This is a genomic window from Streptomyces sp. NPDC031274, assembly GCF_055570235.1.
Genome location: NZ_JBVIHP010000024.1, coordinates 58757 through 73498, shown reverse-complemented (window position 1 = coordinate 73498; position 14742 = coordinate 58757). Strand labels below are relative to the sequence as shown.

The window sequence follows — 14742 nt, the reverse complement described above, 5'->3', positions numbered from 1 at the left end:
CTGGTTTCACGGGCGGATGTTCCAGCTCGCCACCACCGGGCGGCCGTGCTCCGTGCTGAGGCGGCACACCGTCCCCGTCGCCAGCTGGAACAACGCCCCACCGGACGCCGGGAGCCCGAGGCGCCGAGCCGTCAGGACCCGCAGGAAGTGGGAGTGGGCGAAGAGCACCACACTGCCCTCGTTGTTGCTGAGAGCCGCGTCGACCTTGGCCAGCATCCGGTCGGCCCGCTCACCGACCTGCTCCGGAGTCTCACCCGGGTGCTCGGCGGGGCCCGCGGCCACTCCGTCCGTGAACAGATACCAGTCGGGGCGGGTGCGGTGGATCTCCACCGTCGTGACACCCTCGTACGCCCCGTAGTCCCACTCGCTCAGGTCGGCGTCGACGAAGGCGTTCGGGAACCCGGCCAGCTCCGCCGTGTCCCGGGCCCGCTCCCGGGGGCTCACGAACGCCGCCCCGATCCGGAACCGCCCCACCAGCGGCGCCAGCCCCCGAGCCTGCTCCCTGCCGTTCTCGGTGAGCGGGATGTCCGTCCAGCTCGTGTGCTGTCCGGACAGCGACCACTGGGTCTCGCCGTGCCGGACGAGGAGCAGATCACCCATGGTGCGCAACTTCCTGTCTGTCGGTGGTGACCGGTCCAAAAGACCCGGTCCGGCCACCACCGAGGTTAGATCCCCGCAGGTACGCGCGCCGGGCGGCCCGAGCCGCGCGTCAAGCAGTACCCCCCGATGCCCGCGAGGGCACCGAGCACACCACCGGCCGCGGTCCACAGCCAGCGGGACGACCACAAGCCAGACGACCAGCCGTCCTCCGGCTCACTGGACGCCGCCTCCATCTTCGTGCCGATCCCCGGCACCAGCGGCTTCGCCAGCGAGCCGTCCACCGCCATCGCGCCGCCCGCGTCGCTCGACGTGACCAACGCCCCGGCCCGCATCGGCAGACCCAGGTCGTCCGCCTTGAGGCCGGTGACCGTCAGGCGCGCGTAGTACGTGCCGGGCAGCGGGTCGTTCGCCCACGGCTCCGCCCAGCCCCGCACCGTGCGCAGGGTGCAGGACAGCTCGACCGTGGCGGCGTCCTGCGCCGCTGCTCTGGTCTGCGCGCCGAACCGGCACGCCTGATGGCGCCGCAGCCCGTCGTAGACGTCCACCTGCCAGGTGGAGTCGCCGTGCCGGGCGGTGCCCTCGGGCAGCTTCACCGTGGCGTGCACGGTGGGGCGCTGTCCGGCGTCCGCCGGGAACGACCAGTACAGGTAGTCGCCGGTGGACGCCTCCGCGGTGGCCTCCTGGTCCAGCTGGATCGCCGTCGCCGTACGGAAGGACGTACCGGCCTCGGTCGGCTCGGTGGACTCGTCGTCACCGGAGTCGGCCATGGCGGCCCCCGCCGTCCCGCACAGAGCGAGCAGCGCGGCCCCCGCAAGGAGCCCGGCCCGGCTCAACACACGTGTCGTACGCATCAGTTGGTCCTCCAGACCGCGAAGCGCCAGCGCGAGACCCAGCCCCAGACCAGACCGGCGACGAAGCCGGTGAGGATCAGGGCGCCGAGCAGCCACCAGCCGTTGCCCAGGCCGAAGGACGCCACGTCCGACGCCTCGTCGGGCGCGTCCACCAGGTCGACGGCCAGCTCGACGGGCAGACCCGGAGCCGTCTTGACGGAGGCGGGCGCCGAGAAGGAGTTGCTCACCTGGAGACATACGGTCTCCGCGGCGGGCTCGCCCCCGTCCGTGTTCTCTTCGTCGTCCCCCTCGGGCTTCGGATAGCGCAGGCCGGTCGAGATCACGTCCGTACGTCCGTCACCCGCCTCGGAGCCCCGTACGATCTCGCGTCCGTGCACGGTCGAGGCCCGCAGCAGTACGCCGTAGTCCTGGTTGACCGCGCGGTCGGCGCCGACGCTGACGGAAGCGCGCAGCTCCTGGCCGGGCTCGACGTCGACGCGGTACCAGCGGTGCTCGCCGAACTTCTCACGGTCGGTGTAGACGCCCGCCTTGAGCTGCGGGGCGTCGGTGCACTGAGCGGCGCCCTTCGCCGCCACCGGGGTGGCGACGGGGTCCGCCGCGCGGTCCACCAGCTGCTTGACGCGGCCGGAGAGTTCATCGGTGTGCCGCACCGACGTGTACGTACCGCCGGTGGCCTCCGCGATGCAGCTCAGCTGGTCGCGGGTCTTGGCGTCCGGCACGAGGCCGAGCGTGTCGACGGTGAGGTGGATGCCCTCGGCGGCGATCTTGCGGGCCACTTCGCAGGGGTCGAGCGGCTGGCAGGTGTCCTCGCCGTCGGAGATGAGGACGATACGGCGGCTGCGCTCGGTGTTGTCGTCCTTGAGGTCGTCGGCGGCCTTCAGGAGCGTGGGGCCGATCGGCGTCCAGCCGGTGGGCGCGAGCGTGGCCACCGCGGTCTTCGCCTCGGTGCGCTTGTCGCGGTCGAGCTCCGCGACGGGGTAGAGGAGCTCGGTGTCCTTGCAGCCCGTCTTGCGGTCGTCGCCGTGGTAGTTGGCGCCCAACGTCCTTATGCCGAGCTGGACTTCGTCCGGCGTGGCGTCGAGAACCTCGTTGAACGCCTGCTTCGCCGCCGCCATCCGGGACTTGCCGTCGATGTCGCGGGCCCGCATCGAACCGCTGACGTCGAGCACCAGCTCGACCTTGGGTGAGGGCTGTGCCGGTTCATCGGCTTCGGCGGCCGCGGGGCCCGCCGTGCCGAGCCCGGCGGTCATGGCGGCGAGCAGGGCGAGAGCCCCGGCCGCCAGCCGTTGTCTTGTGATCATCGCGGAATCTTATTGATCTTGGCGTGCATACCCAAACCCGCAGGTGGGTATCAGCCGACGCCGCGTCAGCTCACCGCGTCAGTCCGCGTCCCCCGAACGCTCCGCCACCGTCGGCCTGTTTCCACCACGTCTCGAGGGCCGTCTGGTCCATGGACCGCCAGGACGGAGTCTCCTCGACGAGCGCGCGGCCGAGGCGGCGCCCGAGATCGACCATCGCACCGCCGGCGACGGTGCGGTCGGTGTCGTACGTGTCGAGCGCGTCGGGCCAGGTCGTGGCCGTGGCGAAGGCGGACTCCAGGACCGTCGCGTCCTGCAGCGCCTTGACCGCGCCCGCTCCGGTGTGCGGCCGGGCGACAGTGGCGGCGTCGCCCATCAGGAGCACCCGGCCCGTGGTGTAGCGGGGCGCGGTGAAGTCGTACATCGGCTGGAGGAAGAGCTCGTCGGGGGTCGTCGTGCGGACGAGGTCGCCCCAGTAGGGCGGCAGCAACTCGTCGCACACGTACGTGAGATGCGTGGAGAGCGCCTCCGTGAGCCCGCCCGGCGGCAGGCTCGTGGGGCCGGTGAGCCGCAGGTCGAGGCCGAGTCCCAGATCGAGGTCCGGCGGCGGCGACGTGTACAGGACCCAGTTGACGCGGTGGCCGCCGAGGCCGTCCGGGATGCGGTAGATGATGACGTGGCCGCCGGGGAAGACGACGTACGCGCAGTCCTCCACCGCCCACAGCTCCGGGTCCGCGAGCCGGTCGGCGGGGAAGGCGCCGCGCCAGGCGAGGTACCCGGCGTACGCGGGGCGCACGGAGGAGAACGCCGCCGAACGGACCACGGAGCGGTAGCCGTCGGCGCCGATCACGAGGTCGACGCGCTCGGTGCCCTCGGCGGTGACCACGTCGGCGTCCTCGCGCCCCGGGCGCACCTCCTCCACCGTCACGCCCGACCGGAAGACGACGGAATCGGGCACACGGCCGCGCAACTCACGCCACAGCGGGCCCCAGTTGTACGTACGAAAAGGGAACGGCATCGCCCCGATCGAGTGGCCGAGCGGCCCCGCGGCCGATCCGTCCCGCACGTACCAGCGGCGCCGCTCCAGCTGCACCCACGGCATGTCCGCGTCCAGATACCCGGCGGAGTCCAGCTCCACGTAACGGGAGTTGTGCACCGCGAGCCCGACACCGCGGTCCGCGAGGTGACCCGCGGCCCGCTCGTACACCGTGATCTCGTCGGCGCCCCCGCGGTACGCGGCGAGTGCGGCGGCGCATCCTGCGATGCTCCCGCCCACGACAGCGACTCTGCCTCCACGCATCATCGCGCCATCCTGGCAGGAAGGATGACCCTCTGTCAGTGAAGTGACACTCCGCGTCCGGCGAAGAACGGCTCGAAGTCCGAAAGCGCCATGTCCGCCATCCGCGTCCCGGCATCGATCCCGGACGGGTTGTGCAAGTGCAGGCCCCCGTCCGCGGAACGCCCGGTGACAAGAACCAGGTGGCCGCCCCGGCCGGGCGACGGCCGGTGCGGGCGGCGGATCTCGAAGTGGACGGAGACCATGACCGAGCGGCCCTCGTCGAGCAGTCCGGTGATCTCCTCCACGGTGAGGTGCCGGTGCACCGTGGCATTGACGCCGTGCACCTCGCGCGCGTACTCCGCGAAGGGGGCGTAGATGAGCCCGTGGATCGCGCCGTCGGCGTCCTGCGTGTACGCGCCGTACTTCAGCGCGCCGTCCCGCAGCTCGAAGAGCGAGGGCGCGGACGGGCCGAGCGCCATCCGCAGGCACGTCAGACCGCACAGGTGGCCGCACCAGCGCGCATAGTCCTCCAGGGTGACGGCGCCCGACTCCGCCCAGGCCGGGTCGGCAGCGGGGTCGAGGTCGCCGTACACGATGCGCTCGACGAGGTCGGGCGAGGCGAACTGGGTGAGGGAAGGTACCTGGCAGGCGGAACAGAGAGACACACGACCCCCGTCGTACGGTGACGTCACTGGCGGTATCCGCTGAGGAAGCGGCCGATGCGGCTGATCGCCGCGTCGAGGTCGTCAGCGTAAGGGAGGGTCAGGATGCGGAAGTGGTCGGGGCGCGGCCAGTTGAAGCCGGTGCCCTGGACGACCTGGATCTTCTCCTGGAGGAGCAGATCGAGGACGAACTTCTCGTCGTCGTGGATGGGGTGGACCTTGGGGTCGAGGCGCGCGAAGGCGTAGAGGGCGCCCTTCGGCTTCACGCACGAGACGCCGGGGATCTCGTTCAGCTTCCGCCACGCCATGTCGCGCTGCTCGTACAGCCTGCCGCCCGGAACGGTGAGCTCACGGATGGACTGCCTGCCGCCGAGCGCGGCCTGGATGGCGTACTGGGCGGGGGCGTTGGGGCACAGGCGCATGGAGGCGAGCATGGTCAGCCCCTCCAGGTAGCTCTTCGCGTGCTGCTGCGGGCCCGTGACGACCAGCCAGCCCGAGCGGAAGCCCGCCACGCGGTAGGTCTTCGAGAGCCCGCAGAAGGTCAGGACGACGAGGTCGGGGGCGAGGGCCGCGACGCTGTGGTGCACGGCGTCGTCGTACAGGATCTGGTCGTAGATCTCGTCGGCGAAGACCATCAGGCCGTGGCGGCGCGCGAGGTCGAGGATGCCTTCCAGGATCTCCTTGGGATACACGGCGCCGGTGGGGTTGTTCGGGTTGATGATCACGACGGCCTTCGTCCGGTCGGTGATCTTCGACGCCATGTCGTCCAGGTCCGGGTACCAGTCGGCGGACTCGTCGCACACGTAGTGGACGGCCTTGCCTCCGGAGAGGGTTGTCACGGCTGTCCACAGGGGGAAGTCCGGGGCGGGGATGAGGACTTCGTCGCCGTCCTCAAGGAGGGCCTGGACGGCCATGGTGACCAGCTCGGAGACGCCGTTGCCGAGGAAGACGTCGTCCACGGAGACCCCGTCGAGGCCGAGCGCCTGGTAGCGCTGGGCGACGGCGCGGCGGGCCGAGAGGATGCCGCGCGAGTCCGTGTAGCCGTGCGCCCGGGGGAGCATCCGGATCATGTCCTGGACGATCTCCTCGGGCGCCTCGAAGCCGAAGAGCGCGGGGTTGCCGGTGTTCAGGCGCAGGACGCTGTGGCCCGCCTCCTCCAGGGCGTCGGCGTGCTCGATGACCGGCCCCCGGATCTCGTAACAGACCTCGCTGAGCTTGCTGGACTGCCGGAACTCCATGCGCTGTGCCTCCCGTGACGTGAGTTACTTGGTTTTACCAAGCTGGGGCTTGGAAAGTCCAACAACTTGCATAGACTGAGTCGCATGCCACCTGCACCCAGGCCTCGCCGAAGCTATGACCAGTACTGCGCTGCCGCCCGTGCCCTCGACACCGTGGGTGACCGCTGGACCCTGCTGATCGTCCGGGAGCTCCTGGTCGGCCCCCGCCGCTACACCGACCTGCACGCCGATCTCCCGGGCGTGAGCACGGACGTCCTGGCGTCCAGGCTCAAGGACATGGAGCGCGAGGCCCTGGCCACGCGCCGCCGCCTCCCCCCGCCGTCGGCGGCGTACGTCTATGAACTGACCGAGCGGGGCCGTGAGTTGCTGCCGGTCTTGCAGGCACTCGCCGCGTGGGGTGCGCCCGCCCTCCAGGAGCGGGCGCCGACCGACGCGGTCCGCGCCCACTGGTTCGCGCTGCCGCTGTTGCGCGGCCTGGCGGGGCTCGGGGTGGAGGGCGTGGTGGAAGTACGGCTCGACGAGGGGGAGTTCCACGTACGGCTCGGGGGCGCGGAGGAGTCCTACGGCGACGGCCCGGCGCCCGTGGAACCGGACGCCCGCGTGGTCATGGACGCCGAGACGTGCGTGGCGGTGAGCGGGGGAGTCCTCACGGTGGGCGATGGCGTGCGGGCGGGCCGCATCGATCTCACCGGCGAGGGAGTGCTCGCGAAGGCGCTGCGCGCGTCCTGAGTCCGCCGTGACCAGATTCCCGCCGTAGCGGGGGTCCCACCGCAACCGGGTTCCGGCCGGCAACTGGGTTCCGGCCAAACCGGGTTCCGGCCGTATCCGGGTTCCGGACACACCGGGGCGGCCCCCGTGTGTCTCCTCCGAACGTCCTAACGCGTGTGCCGCAGTGTTCATGATCGGCCAGTCGAGCATCCCGGGCGCACGGCACTAGGGTCGTAAGGGTCCATGTCGTCTTTTGGCGTGGGCGGTGGCGTCAGCCAGGGCGCCCCCAACAGGGGAACGGGGAACATGGCCAAGAACGGTAATCAAGGAAGCAATCACGCCGTCCGGGTCTTCCGGGTCCAGAGTGCCTTCACCGAGCTCGAAGGGCAGGTGCACGGCCCCGGGGAATTGGCCGAGGCGACCGGCCTCGACGACTCGACGGTTCATCGCATTCTGCAGTCCGGTATTCACGACGGCATCTTCGTCCGTGAGGGGCGCGGCCTGTACCGGCTCGGCCCCGGTGCCGCGCGGCTGGGTCTGAAAGCCCTCACGCACGCACCCAACACCGATGTGACGCACGAGGTACTGGAGAGCCTGCGCAAGGCCACCGACGGGGGCCTCGTGTTCCTCTTCGGCCTCGCCCCCTTCGGCGGGGCCAGGAAGCAGTGCCTGGACATGGCCGTCGGCGACTCCGACCTGGCGGAGCTGGGCATCAGCCGGCGTGCACTCCTGACGGTCTTTCAGTCGTTGCGTACGGGCGCCTGCGGGCGGGCGATCCTCGCCCACCTGCCGGAGGTCATCCAGGAGGGCGTCCTCGCGGAGCCGCCTCCCGTGGAGGCGGGCCCGGGGGTGTTCCGGGACGAAGGCGCCCTGCTCGCTTCCCTCAAGTCCGTGCGCGAGCAGGGAGTGGCCACCGACTCGGAGGAGTGCGCCGCCGGCTGGAACGGACTTGCCGCGCCGGTCCGCTGGGACGGGCTCATCATGGGCTCCGTCGCGGTGCTCAAGCCCAAGGACGCCATGCCGCAGTGGCCGGTCGGCGTTCTGATCGCCATGAAGGAGGCCGCCGGCGTGTTCACCGAGACAGGCGGCGGCGCCTGGTCGGCGCAGACTCCCAGCTCCTTCTGATTACGGCGCTCCTTTCGCCGAAACCCCCGCGTCATCTCGCCGCAACAAAATAGCCGGGCGGGTATCCCGCGGGTGGCACGGCGTTCACGCAATATCCGCATCTCGGCACGTGAGAAACGGTCGCCGTTTCTCACGTGCCGGGATTCACCTCGCTCGCATTCTCACCCTGCGGGAGAGGGATGGCCTTTCTTGACAAACCGAGGTGCCGGTGGCCAATACTCGGGACGTGGAAAGCCGGAGTGCTCGTGTTCCGGATTCGCCGTCAGGGGGGTTGTCTTGGTCCGCGCAGTCGCTGTCCGTCCGCACGCGTCGCAAGACGGGGCGGGAGGTGCTTGTCCCGTCCGCCAGGGCCGTGGTGAACAGGTCTCGGGTGAACAAGCCACAGGTGAACAGGCCATGTGGCAAGCCGAGTTGAGGAGAGTTCCACTGCTCTCCGCACGTGAGGCCGAAGTGTTCCAGCTGCTGGGTGAGGGCTGTTCCAACCGCAGCATCGCGCGGCGACTCGACATCGCCGAGCGAACGGTCAAGTTTCATGTGGCGCAGGTGCTGAGTAAATTGGACGTTGAATCCAGATTGCAAGCAGGCCTTGTCGCCTTCTCCGGTCGGCGCCTGTACCAAAGTGCAGTTCCGTGCCGAAAGAATGCCGGATAGTTTTTCTGGAAGGAAAAGCGCGAGGCCACGGGCCCGGTTTTTCTCCAAACTCTCCAGACTCTCCGGAGACGCGCCCGCGCAAACCCCGGTTTCCGTGGACCCGCTGCTCTCCCCCTTCGTGGTGACGGAGAAAGGACACGCCCATGCCGGCCAAGACCGCCGCTCTCGCCGAGAGCCCGACGAAGCCCCTCGCGGCGCATCCGCCCGAGCCCGCCAGGACCGGCACGCCGGACAGCATCGGCACCCTGCGCGCCATCCGCCTCGCCGCCGAGGAGGGGCCCGGCGCCCACGCCACCGAGCAGCAGCACGCCCGGGGCAAACTGACCGTCCGTGAACGTCTGGAACTCCTCTTCGACGAGGGGTCGTTCACCGAAGTCGAGCAGTTGCGCCGACACCGCGCCACCGGCTTCGGCCTGGAGAACCGCAGGCCCCACACCGACGGAGTCGTCACCGGCTGGGGAACGGTCCACGGACGCACCGTCTTCGCCTACGCCCACGACTTCCGCATCTTCGGCGGTTCCCTCGGTGAGGCGCACGCCACGAAGATCCACAAGATCATGGACATGGCCGTCAAGGCGGGCGCCCCGCTGGTGTCGCTCAACGACGGCGCGGGGGCCCGTATCCAGGAGGGCGTCTCCGCGCTCGCCGGGTACGGCGGCATCTTCCAGCGCAACACCAGGGCCTCCGGCGTCATCCCGCAGATCAGCGTCATGCTCGGCCCGTGCGCGGGCGGCGCCGCCTACTCGCCCGCCCTGACCGACTTCGTCTTCATGGTCCGCGAGACCTCCCAGATGTTCATCACAGGACCCGACGTGGTCCAGGCGGTGACGGGGGAGGAGATCACCCAGAACGGCCTGGGCGGCGCCGACGTCCACGGCACGGTCTCCGGCGTCGCCGCGTTCGTCTACGACGACGAGGCCGAATGCCTGGAGGAAGTGCGCTACCTCCTGTCGCTGCTGCCCTCCAACAACCGGGAGATGCCGCCGTCCCAAGAAACGGACGACCCCGCCGACCGCAGGACCGACGCGCTCGCCGACCTGGTCCCCGCCGAGGGGAACCGGCCCTACGACATGCGCGCGGTGATCCAGGAGATCGTCGACGACGGCGAACTCCTGGAGACGCACGCGGGCTGGGCGGGCAACATCATCTGCGCCCTCGCCCGGATGGACGGGCGGCCCGTCGGCGTCATCGCCAACCAGCCGTCGCAATTGGCGGGCGCCCTGGACATCCACGCCTCGGAGAAGGCCGCCCGGTTCATCACCACTTGCGACGCCTTCAACATCCCGCTGGTCACCCTCGTGGACGTGCCGGGGTTCCTGCCCGGCGTGGACCAGGAGCACAACGGCATCATCCGGCACGGCGCGAAGCTCCTCTACGCGTACTGCAACGCCACCGTGCCGCGCGTCTCCCTCGTGCTGCGCAAGGCCTACGGCGGGGCGTACATCGTCATGGACTCCCAGTCCATCGGCGCCGACCTGACGTACGCCTGGCCGACGAACGAGATCGCGGTGATGGGCGCCGAGGGCGCCGCGAACGTCGTCTTCCGCCGGGAGATCGCCGCCTCCGAGGACCCGGAGGCGACCCGGACCCAGCTGGTCAAGGAGTACAGGACAGAGCTGATGCACCCTTACTACGCCGCGGAACGCGGACTCGTCGACGACGTCATAGACCCCGCGCTGACCCGCTCGTCCCTCATCGAGGCGCTGCGTGTCCTGAGTGCCAAGGACGTCGACCTGCCGTCGCGCAAGCACGGCAACCCGCCCGCATGACGGGCACACGGAACACCGCGCTCACGGTGGTACGAGGACGCCCCGACGACCTCGAACTCGCCGCCGTCACCGCCGTCCTGAGGGCCCTGGCCCAACAGACGGCCCAACAGGCGGACGTGCCCGCACCGCCCACGCCGGACCCCGTGCACGCCCGCTGGGAGGGCGGTGGCCGCACGCGTCCCGCCGGTTCCTGGCGCTCCGCCGGCAGACACCGGCCGGGCCCCGCGGGCCGCGCCCGCGCCACGGCATGAGCCTGCGGGCCACGGCGTGAGCCGCCGTACCGACGCCGGATTCCCCCACACACTCGACTGGGAGCGGATAGTGAAACATCCACTCAACCCGATCGACGAGGTCTTCCTGGACATGGACCAGGACATCGGCCTGGTCCAAGGGCAGTTCCTGCGGTTCCGTGGAAAGGCCCCCTCGCTGGAGCAGCTCCACGACCACCTGGCGGAGCGGCTGCCCGGCCTGCCCCGGCTCACCCACCGGGCGGTGACGGGCGGGCGTGGCGCGTTCCGTGCCCCCAGCTCCGGCTTCGACCTGCGTGACCACGTACAGGAGATGAGGCTCCCGGCCGGCACCCCGCTGGACGAGGTGCTCACGGCCATGGTGCGCCGGCCGCTGTGCGAGAGCGGCCCCCTGTGGACGATCCACCTCGTGCACGGCTACTCCGACGACGAGTACGCCGTCTGCTACCGCGTCCACCACGGCCTCGAGGACGGGATGGGGGCGGCCCACGTCGCCGCCGTCCTGTTCGGCACCCCGCACCCGGACCGCACCCCCGGGAACGGGGAGCGGAACGGGCGCACCGGGCCGCTGTTCACCGCCGGACCACGTGAGCTGCTTCATGGTGCGCTCAGCGTGGGCGCCGGAATGACGCGCGGTCTCGCGCCCGGCAGGCTCTGGCCCAGGGCCCAGTCGCCCGCTCCGGAGCATCTGGCCATGTGCAGCACGAGCGCGACCCGGCGTGAACTGAGCGAGCTGGGAAGGGGGTTCGGCGGCACGGTCAACGACGCCTTCCTCATGGCGCTGTGGGGTGCGCTGTCCGCCTGGAGCGCGACGGGCGACGGGCAGCGCGACGTGCGCTCGGTGTTCCGCACGTCGCCCGTACCCGTCCGGATGCCGCTGAGCACCCGGCACGAGGGCGAGGAGGGCGCGGTCGGCAACCACCTCACGACGACCGTGGTCACCCTGCCCGGTCAGAGCGTGCCGCCCGCCGAGGCGTTCGCACAGCTCGTCGGCAGCACCCAGCGGATGCGGTCCAACGGTCTGCGTCCTGCCAGCAGGGCCCTGGTCGCCCTGCTGCCCAAGGCCCTGATCCGCTGGACGGTCAGGCGTCTGCTCAGCCCTCGCTCGTCACCGCTGTACGCCTCCAACTACGCGCTTCCCGCCTGTCTTTCCTTCCGCGACGACCCGGTCGTGGACGCCGTACCGCTCGGTGTGCTCCTGCCGGGCAACGCCCTGTCGGTGACGCTCCTGTCCTGCGGATCCCGGGTGCAGGTGAGTTTCCTGTACGACCGCAGGCTGCCCGGCGCCCAGCGGCTTGCGGCGCTGTGGCGCGAGGCCCTCGACGAGCTCGACTCGATGGACGCAGTTCCGGCCGCCTGAACGGCCGTTCCCCCCCCAAGCCACCCACGCTTCCACTCTTCGGAGGGATTTCTATGTCGAGTCGGTCCAGTTCACGCGGCCATGCCGTGTGGACCCTGATCGTGACCGGCCTCGCCGTCTTCATGGCGGCGCTGGACAACCTGGTCGTCATCACCGCCCTGCCCGCCATTCAGGAGTCCCTCGACACGAGCCTGCAGGACCTGGAGTGGACGGTGAACGCCTACACCCTCTCCTTCGCGGTCTTCCTGATGGCCGGTGCGGCGGCCGGTGACCGATTCGGCCGCCGCCGGATGTTCGTGGTGGGGCTCGTCGTCTTCACCGCGGCGTCGGCGGGATGCGCACTCGCCGACAGCTCCCAGCAGCTGATCGTCGCCCGAGCCGTGCAGGGCTTCGGCGCCGCCATCGTCATGCCGCTGACGCTGACCCTGCTCACCGTCGCCGTGCCGCCACGCCGGCGCGCCATCGCGCTGGGCATCTGGGGTGCTCTGAGCGGCCTGGCCGTCGCGCTCGGACCGCTCATCGGCGGCGCCGTCGTCGAGAAGATCTCCTGGGAGTGGATCTTCTGGGTCAACGTGCCGATCGGCGTGGTGGTCCTCGCCCTCAGCCTGTGGAAGCTCGCCGAGAGCAAGCATCCGGAGAGCACGCTCGACCCGGTGGGCACCGTGCTGGTGAGCCTCGGCATGTTCGGAGTGGTGTTCGCCCTCGTACGGACCACCGAGTACGGCTGGGGCGGCAGCCAGGTGCTGCCCTACCTGATCGGCGGAGTGGTGATCCTCGCGGCCTTCGTCCTCTGGGAGCTGCGCACCCCCAATCCGATGCTGCCGATGCGGCTCTTCCGCAACCGTTCGTTCAGCGCCGTCAACTCCACCAGCCTGCTGATGTTCGCCGCCATGTTCGGTCTGGTGTTCCTGCTGACCCAGTTCATGCAGAACATCCAGGGCTTCTCGCCGCTCGAAGCGGGTGTGCGGATGCTGCCCTGGACCGCGATGCCGGTCCTTGTCGCCCCGCTCACCGCCCTGCTCTCCGGGCGTCTTGGCAACCGGCTCGTGGTCGCCGCGGGTCTGCTGTTCGAAGCCGTCGGTCTCGGCTGGCTCGCCATGGTGACCGAGGTGCACACCGAATACGCCGACCAGGTCCCCGGCCTCGTGCTCGGCGGCATCGGGCTCGGTCTCTTCTTCGCGCCCGTCGCCGAGATGGCGATGAACATCGTCGCCCCGCGCGACCAGGGCATCGCCTCCGGAGCCAACAACACCTTCCGGGAGCTCGGCGGGGTGCTCGGCGTGGCCGTACTGACGTCGGTGTTCACCGCGCAGGGCGGATACGCGTCGCCGCAGAACTTCGTGGACGGACTTGTCCCCGCCACCTGGATCGGCGCCGGAATCGCCGCCCTCGGCTGCGTCGCCATCCTCACCGCACCGCGCCGGTCCAAGGAGAACAACTCCGCGTGGCAGGAAGAGGAGCGCCCCGACACCGGCAGGACGGACCAGGCGGACCTCCTTGAGCCCTCGCAGCGCTGACGGCCCCCCGGGACCCCGGCACGCAATCGCCCGCAGTAGACCAGCCAGTGGCAGGGAGTCGAGATGTACGACGCAATAGTTGTCGGCGCACGGATCAGTGGCGCCTCCACGGCCATGCTGCTCTCCCGGGCGGGCCACAAGGTCCTGCTGCTCGACCGGGCCGTGTTCCCCGGCGGCAAGGCGGCCGCGACCAACCTCGTCCACCCGCCGGGCATCCTGCGCCTCAAACGCTGGGGCCTGCTCGACGAGTTGACGGCCACCGGCTGCCCGCCCATCACCGAGTACGGGCTGCGCAGCGGACCGGTGGAGCTGATGGCCCAGCTGCCCGCCGTGGACGGAGTGGGCGAGGCGTACTCGCCGGAGCGCAGCAGGCTCGACCAGATCCTCCTCGACGCCGCGGTCAAGGCCGGTGCGGAACTGCGTTCCGGCGTCTCGGTCCGGGAGCTGGTCACCGATGACGCGGGCACGGTGACCGGTGTGCGGGGGGAGACGTCGGACCGTACCCCGGTCGTCGAACACGCCCGCGTCGTGGTCGGCGCCGACGGCTCCAACTCGACCGTGGCCCGACTCCTCGACGCACCGAAGTACGAGGCCCACCCGGTACTCAACAAGAGCCACTGGTCGTACTGGGAGGGCCTGCCGCACGACGGGCGGGTCCGCACCTACCGCCACGCCGGCAAGCACGCGTTCACCTGGCCGACCCACGACGGGCTCACCATCGTCGGAGTGGCCCTGCCGGTGGCCGACTTCAAGGCCACGAGCGACGAGGACCGCGACCGTACGGTCATCTCCGCGTTCGACGAGGTGGACCCCGAGCGGGCCGAGCTGCTGCGCGCGACCAAGCGGGTCGACCGCTGGATGACCGGGTCCGTACCCAACTTCCTGCGCCGCTCGCACGGCCCCGGCTGGGCCCTGGCCGGGGACGCCGGCTACACCCGGGACCCGATCACCGCCGCCGGGATCACCGACGGGCTTCGCGGCGCCGAACTCCTCGCCGCCGCCATCGAGTCGGGCCTGTCCGGCGCCGAACCGCTGGAGGCCGCACTCGCCGGGTACGCCCGCGACCGCGACGCCCTGGTCACCGGCCACTACCGCTACACCCGCGACCACGCGACGATCGCGAACCACTCCCGGGAGGAACTGGCGTTCATCCAGGCCATGAACCGCAGCCCCACGCACGGCCGCGACATGGTCGGCATGTTCGCCACGATGGTCCACCCGGCGGAGTTCTACTCACCGGCCAGCATCCACGCCCTGCTCGACCACCTGGAGCCCGGCGCCGGTCCCGGCTGGAAACTGCGCATGGTGCGCTGGCTGGCGCGCGGAGTGCCCCGGCACCTGCCCGGCGCGACCCGCACGGCCGACCGCCTCGTGGCGAAGAACCTCGGGCCCATGGGGCAGTACCTGGCCTGAGCAGGACCCCGCCCCCGTATCCA

General features: G+C 70.6%; 14 protein-coding genes. 8 read left to right on the top strand and 6 right to left on the bottom strand.

Going from position 1 to position 14742, the window contains the following annotated elements; genetic code table 11:
- Positions 1-6: 6 nt before the first annotated feature.
- The 6 genes from ACZ5CR_RS32320 to ACZ5CR_RS32295 all read right to left on the bottom strand — a co-directional run bounded on the left by ACZ5CR_RS32320 (position 7) and on the right by ACZ5CR_RS32295 (position 5928).
- Entirely contained in the window at positions 7-600 is a 594-nt protein-coding gene (locus ACZ5CR_RS32320; protein ID WP_468864005.1) for a histidine phosphatase family protein, read from the bottom strand.
- 65 nt (positions 601-665) lie between these two features.
- Entirely contained in the window at positions 666-1451 is a 786-nt protein-coding gene (locus tag ACZ5CR_RS32315; protein ID WP_468864002.1) for a hypothetical protein, read from the bottom strand.
- Positions 1451-2752, bottom strand: a complete 1302-nt coding sequence (locus ACZ5CR_RS32310) for a VWA domain-containing protein (RefSeq protein ID WP_468864000.1) — start codon at positions 2750-2752, stop codon at positions 1451-1453. Before ACZ5CR_RS32310 ends, ACZ5CR_RS32315 begins: the two co-directional genes overlap by 1 nt.
- A 70-nt stretch (positions 2753-2822) precedes the next feature.
- Positions 2823-4049, bottom strand: a complete 1227-nt coding sequence (locus tag ACZ5CR_RS32305; RefSeq protein ID WP_468863998.1) for an FAD-dependent monooxygenase — start codon at positions 4047-4049, stop codon at positions 2823-2825.
- Between the two features lie 35 nt (positions 4050-4084).
- Entirely contained in the window at positions 4085-4693 is a 609-nt protein-coding gene (locus tag ACZ5CR_RS32300; RefSeq protein WP_468863996.1) for a C39 family peptidase, read from the bottom strand.
- A gap of 23 nt (positions 4694-4716) precedes the next feature.
- Positions 4717-5928: a pyridoxal phosphate-dependent aminotransferase gene (locus tag ACZ5CR_RS32295; RefSeq protein ID WP_468863994.1), complete on the bottom strand. Its 1212-nt coding sequence runs from the start codon at positions 5926-5928 to the stop codon at positions 4717-4719.
- 84 nt (positions 5929-6012) lie between these two features.
- Between ACZ5CR_RS32295 and ACZ5CR_RS32290 the strand changes: the two genes are divergently transcribed.
- From ACZ5CR_RS32290 to ACZ5CR_RS32255, 8 genes are all read left to right on the top strand, one after another.
- Positions 6013-6657 carry a winged helix-turn-helix transcriptional regulator gene (locus tag ACZ5CR_RS32290; protein WP_468863992.1) on the top strand — a complete coding sequence of 215 codons (645 nt, stop codon included), beginning with the start codon at positions 6013-6015 and terminating at the stop codon, positions 6655-6657.
- 285 nt (positions 6658-6942) lie between these two features.
- Complete coding sequence (locus ACZ5CR_RS32285; RefSeq protein WP_468863990.1) at positions 6943-7761, top strand: IclR family transcriptional regulator; 819 nt, start codon at positions 6943-6945, stop codon at positions 7759-7761.
- Between the two features lie 396 nt (positions 7762-8157).
- Positions 8158-8412 carry a response regulator transcription factor gene (locus ACZ5CR_RS32280; protein WP_468863988.1) on the top strand — a complete coding sequence of 85 codons (255 nt, stop codon included), beginning with the start codon at positions 8158-8160 and terminating at the stop codon, positions 8410-8412.
- A 143-nt stretch (positions 8413-8555) separates the two neighbouring features.
- Positions 8556-10181, top strand: coding sequence for an acyl-CoA carboxylase subunit beta (locus tag ACZ5CR_RS32275; protein WP_468863986.1), 1626 nt, complete (start codon positions 8556-8558; stop codon positions 10179-10181).
- A complete protein-coding gene (locus ACZ5CR_RS32270; protein ID WP_468863984.1) occupies positions 10178-10432 on the top strand; it encodes an acyl-CoA carboxylase epsilon subunit in 255 nt (84 codons plus the stop codon). Before ACZ5CR_RS32275 ends, ACZ5CR_RS32270 begins: the two co-directional genes overlap by 4 nt.
- 70 nt (positions 10433-10502) lie before the next feature.
- Entirely contained in the window at positions 10503-11789 is a 1287-nt protein-coding gene (locus tag ACZ5CR_RS32265; protein ID WP_468863982.1) for a wax ester/triacylglycerol synthase domain-containing protein, read from the top strand.
- Between the two features lie 53 nt (positions 11790-11842).
- Positions 11843-13306 carry an MFS transporter gene (locus ACZ5CR_RS32260; protein WP_468863981.1) on the top strand — a complete coding sequence of 488 codons (1464 nt, stop codon included), beginning with the start codon at positions 11843-11845 and terminating at the stop codon, positions 13304-13306.
- Between the two features lie 63 nt (positions 13307-13369).
- Entirely contained in the window at positions 13370-14719 is a 1350-nt protein-coding gene (locus ACZ5CR_RS32255) for an NAD(P)/FAD-dependent oxidoreductase (protein ID WP_468863979.1), read from the top strand.
- The last annotated feature ends 23 nt before the right edge of the window (positions 14720-14742 follow it).

What these genes read in the sequence shown, in the direction of transcription:
- ACZ5CR_RS32320 (WP_468864005.1), bottom strand. Translation starts at nt 600, where the DNA reads ATGGGTGATCTGCTCCTCGTCCGGCACGGCGAGACCCAGTGGTCGCTG.
- ACZ5CR_RS32315 (WP_468864002.1), bottom strand. Translation starts at nt 1,451, where the DNA reads ATGCGTACGACACGTGTGTTGAGCCGGGCCGGGCTCCTTGCGGGGGCC.
- ACZ5CR_RS32310 (WP_468864000.1), bottom strand. Translation starts at nt 2,752, where the DNA reads ATGATCACAAGACAACGGCTGGCGGCCGGGGCTCTCGCCCTGCTCGCC.
- ACZ5CR_RS32305 (WP_468863998.1), bottom strand. Translation starts at nt 4,049, where the DNA reads ATGCGTGGAGGCAGAGTCGCTGTCGTGGGCGGGAGCATCGCAGGATGC.
- ACZ5CR_RS32295 (WP_468863994.1), bottom strand. Translation starts at nt 5,928, where the DNA reads ATGGAGTTCCGGCAGTCCAGCAAGCTCAGCGAGGTCTGTTACGAGATC.
- ACZ5CR_RS32290 (WP_468863992.1), top strand. Translation starts at nt 6,013, where the DNA reads ATGCCACCTGCACCCAGGCCTCGCCGAAGCTATGACCAGTACTGCGCT.
- ACZ5CR_RS32285 (WP_468863990.1), top strand. Translation starts at nt 6,943, where the DNA reads ATGGCCAAGAACGGTAATCAAGGAAGCAATCACGCCGTCCGGGTCTTC.
- ACZ5CR_RS32280 (WP_468863988.1), top strand. Translation starts at nt 8,158, where the DNA reads ATGTGGCAAGCCGAGTTGAGGAGAGTTCCACTGCTCTCCGCACGTGAG.
- ACZ5CR_RS32275 (WP_468863986.1), top strand. Translation starts at nt 8,556, where the DNA reads ATGCCGGCCAAGACCGCCGCTCTCGCCGAGAGCCCGACGAAGCCCCTC.
- ACZ5CR_RS32270 (WP_468863984.1), top strand. Translation starts at nt 10,178, where the DNA reads ATGACGGGCACACGGAACACCGCGCTCACGGTGGTACGAGGACGCCCC.
- ACZ5CR_RS32260 (WP_468863981.1), top strand. Translation starts at nt 11,843, where the DNA reads ATGTCGAGTCGGTCCAGTTCACGCGGCCATGCCGTGTGGACCCTGATC.
- ACZ5CR_RS32255 (WP_468863979.1), top strand. Translation starts at nt 13,370, where the DNA reads ATGTACGACGCAATAGTTGTCGGCGCACGGATCAGTGGCGCCTCCACG.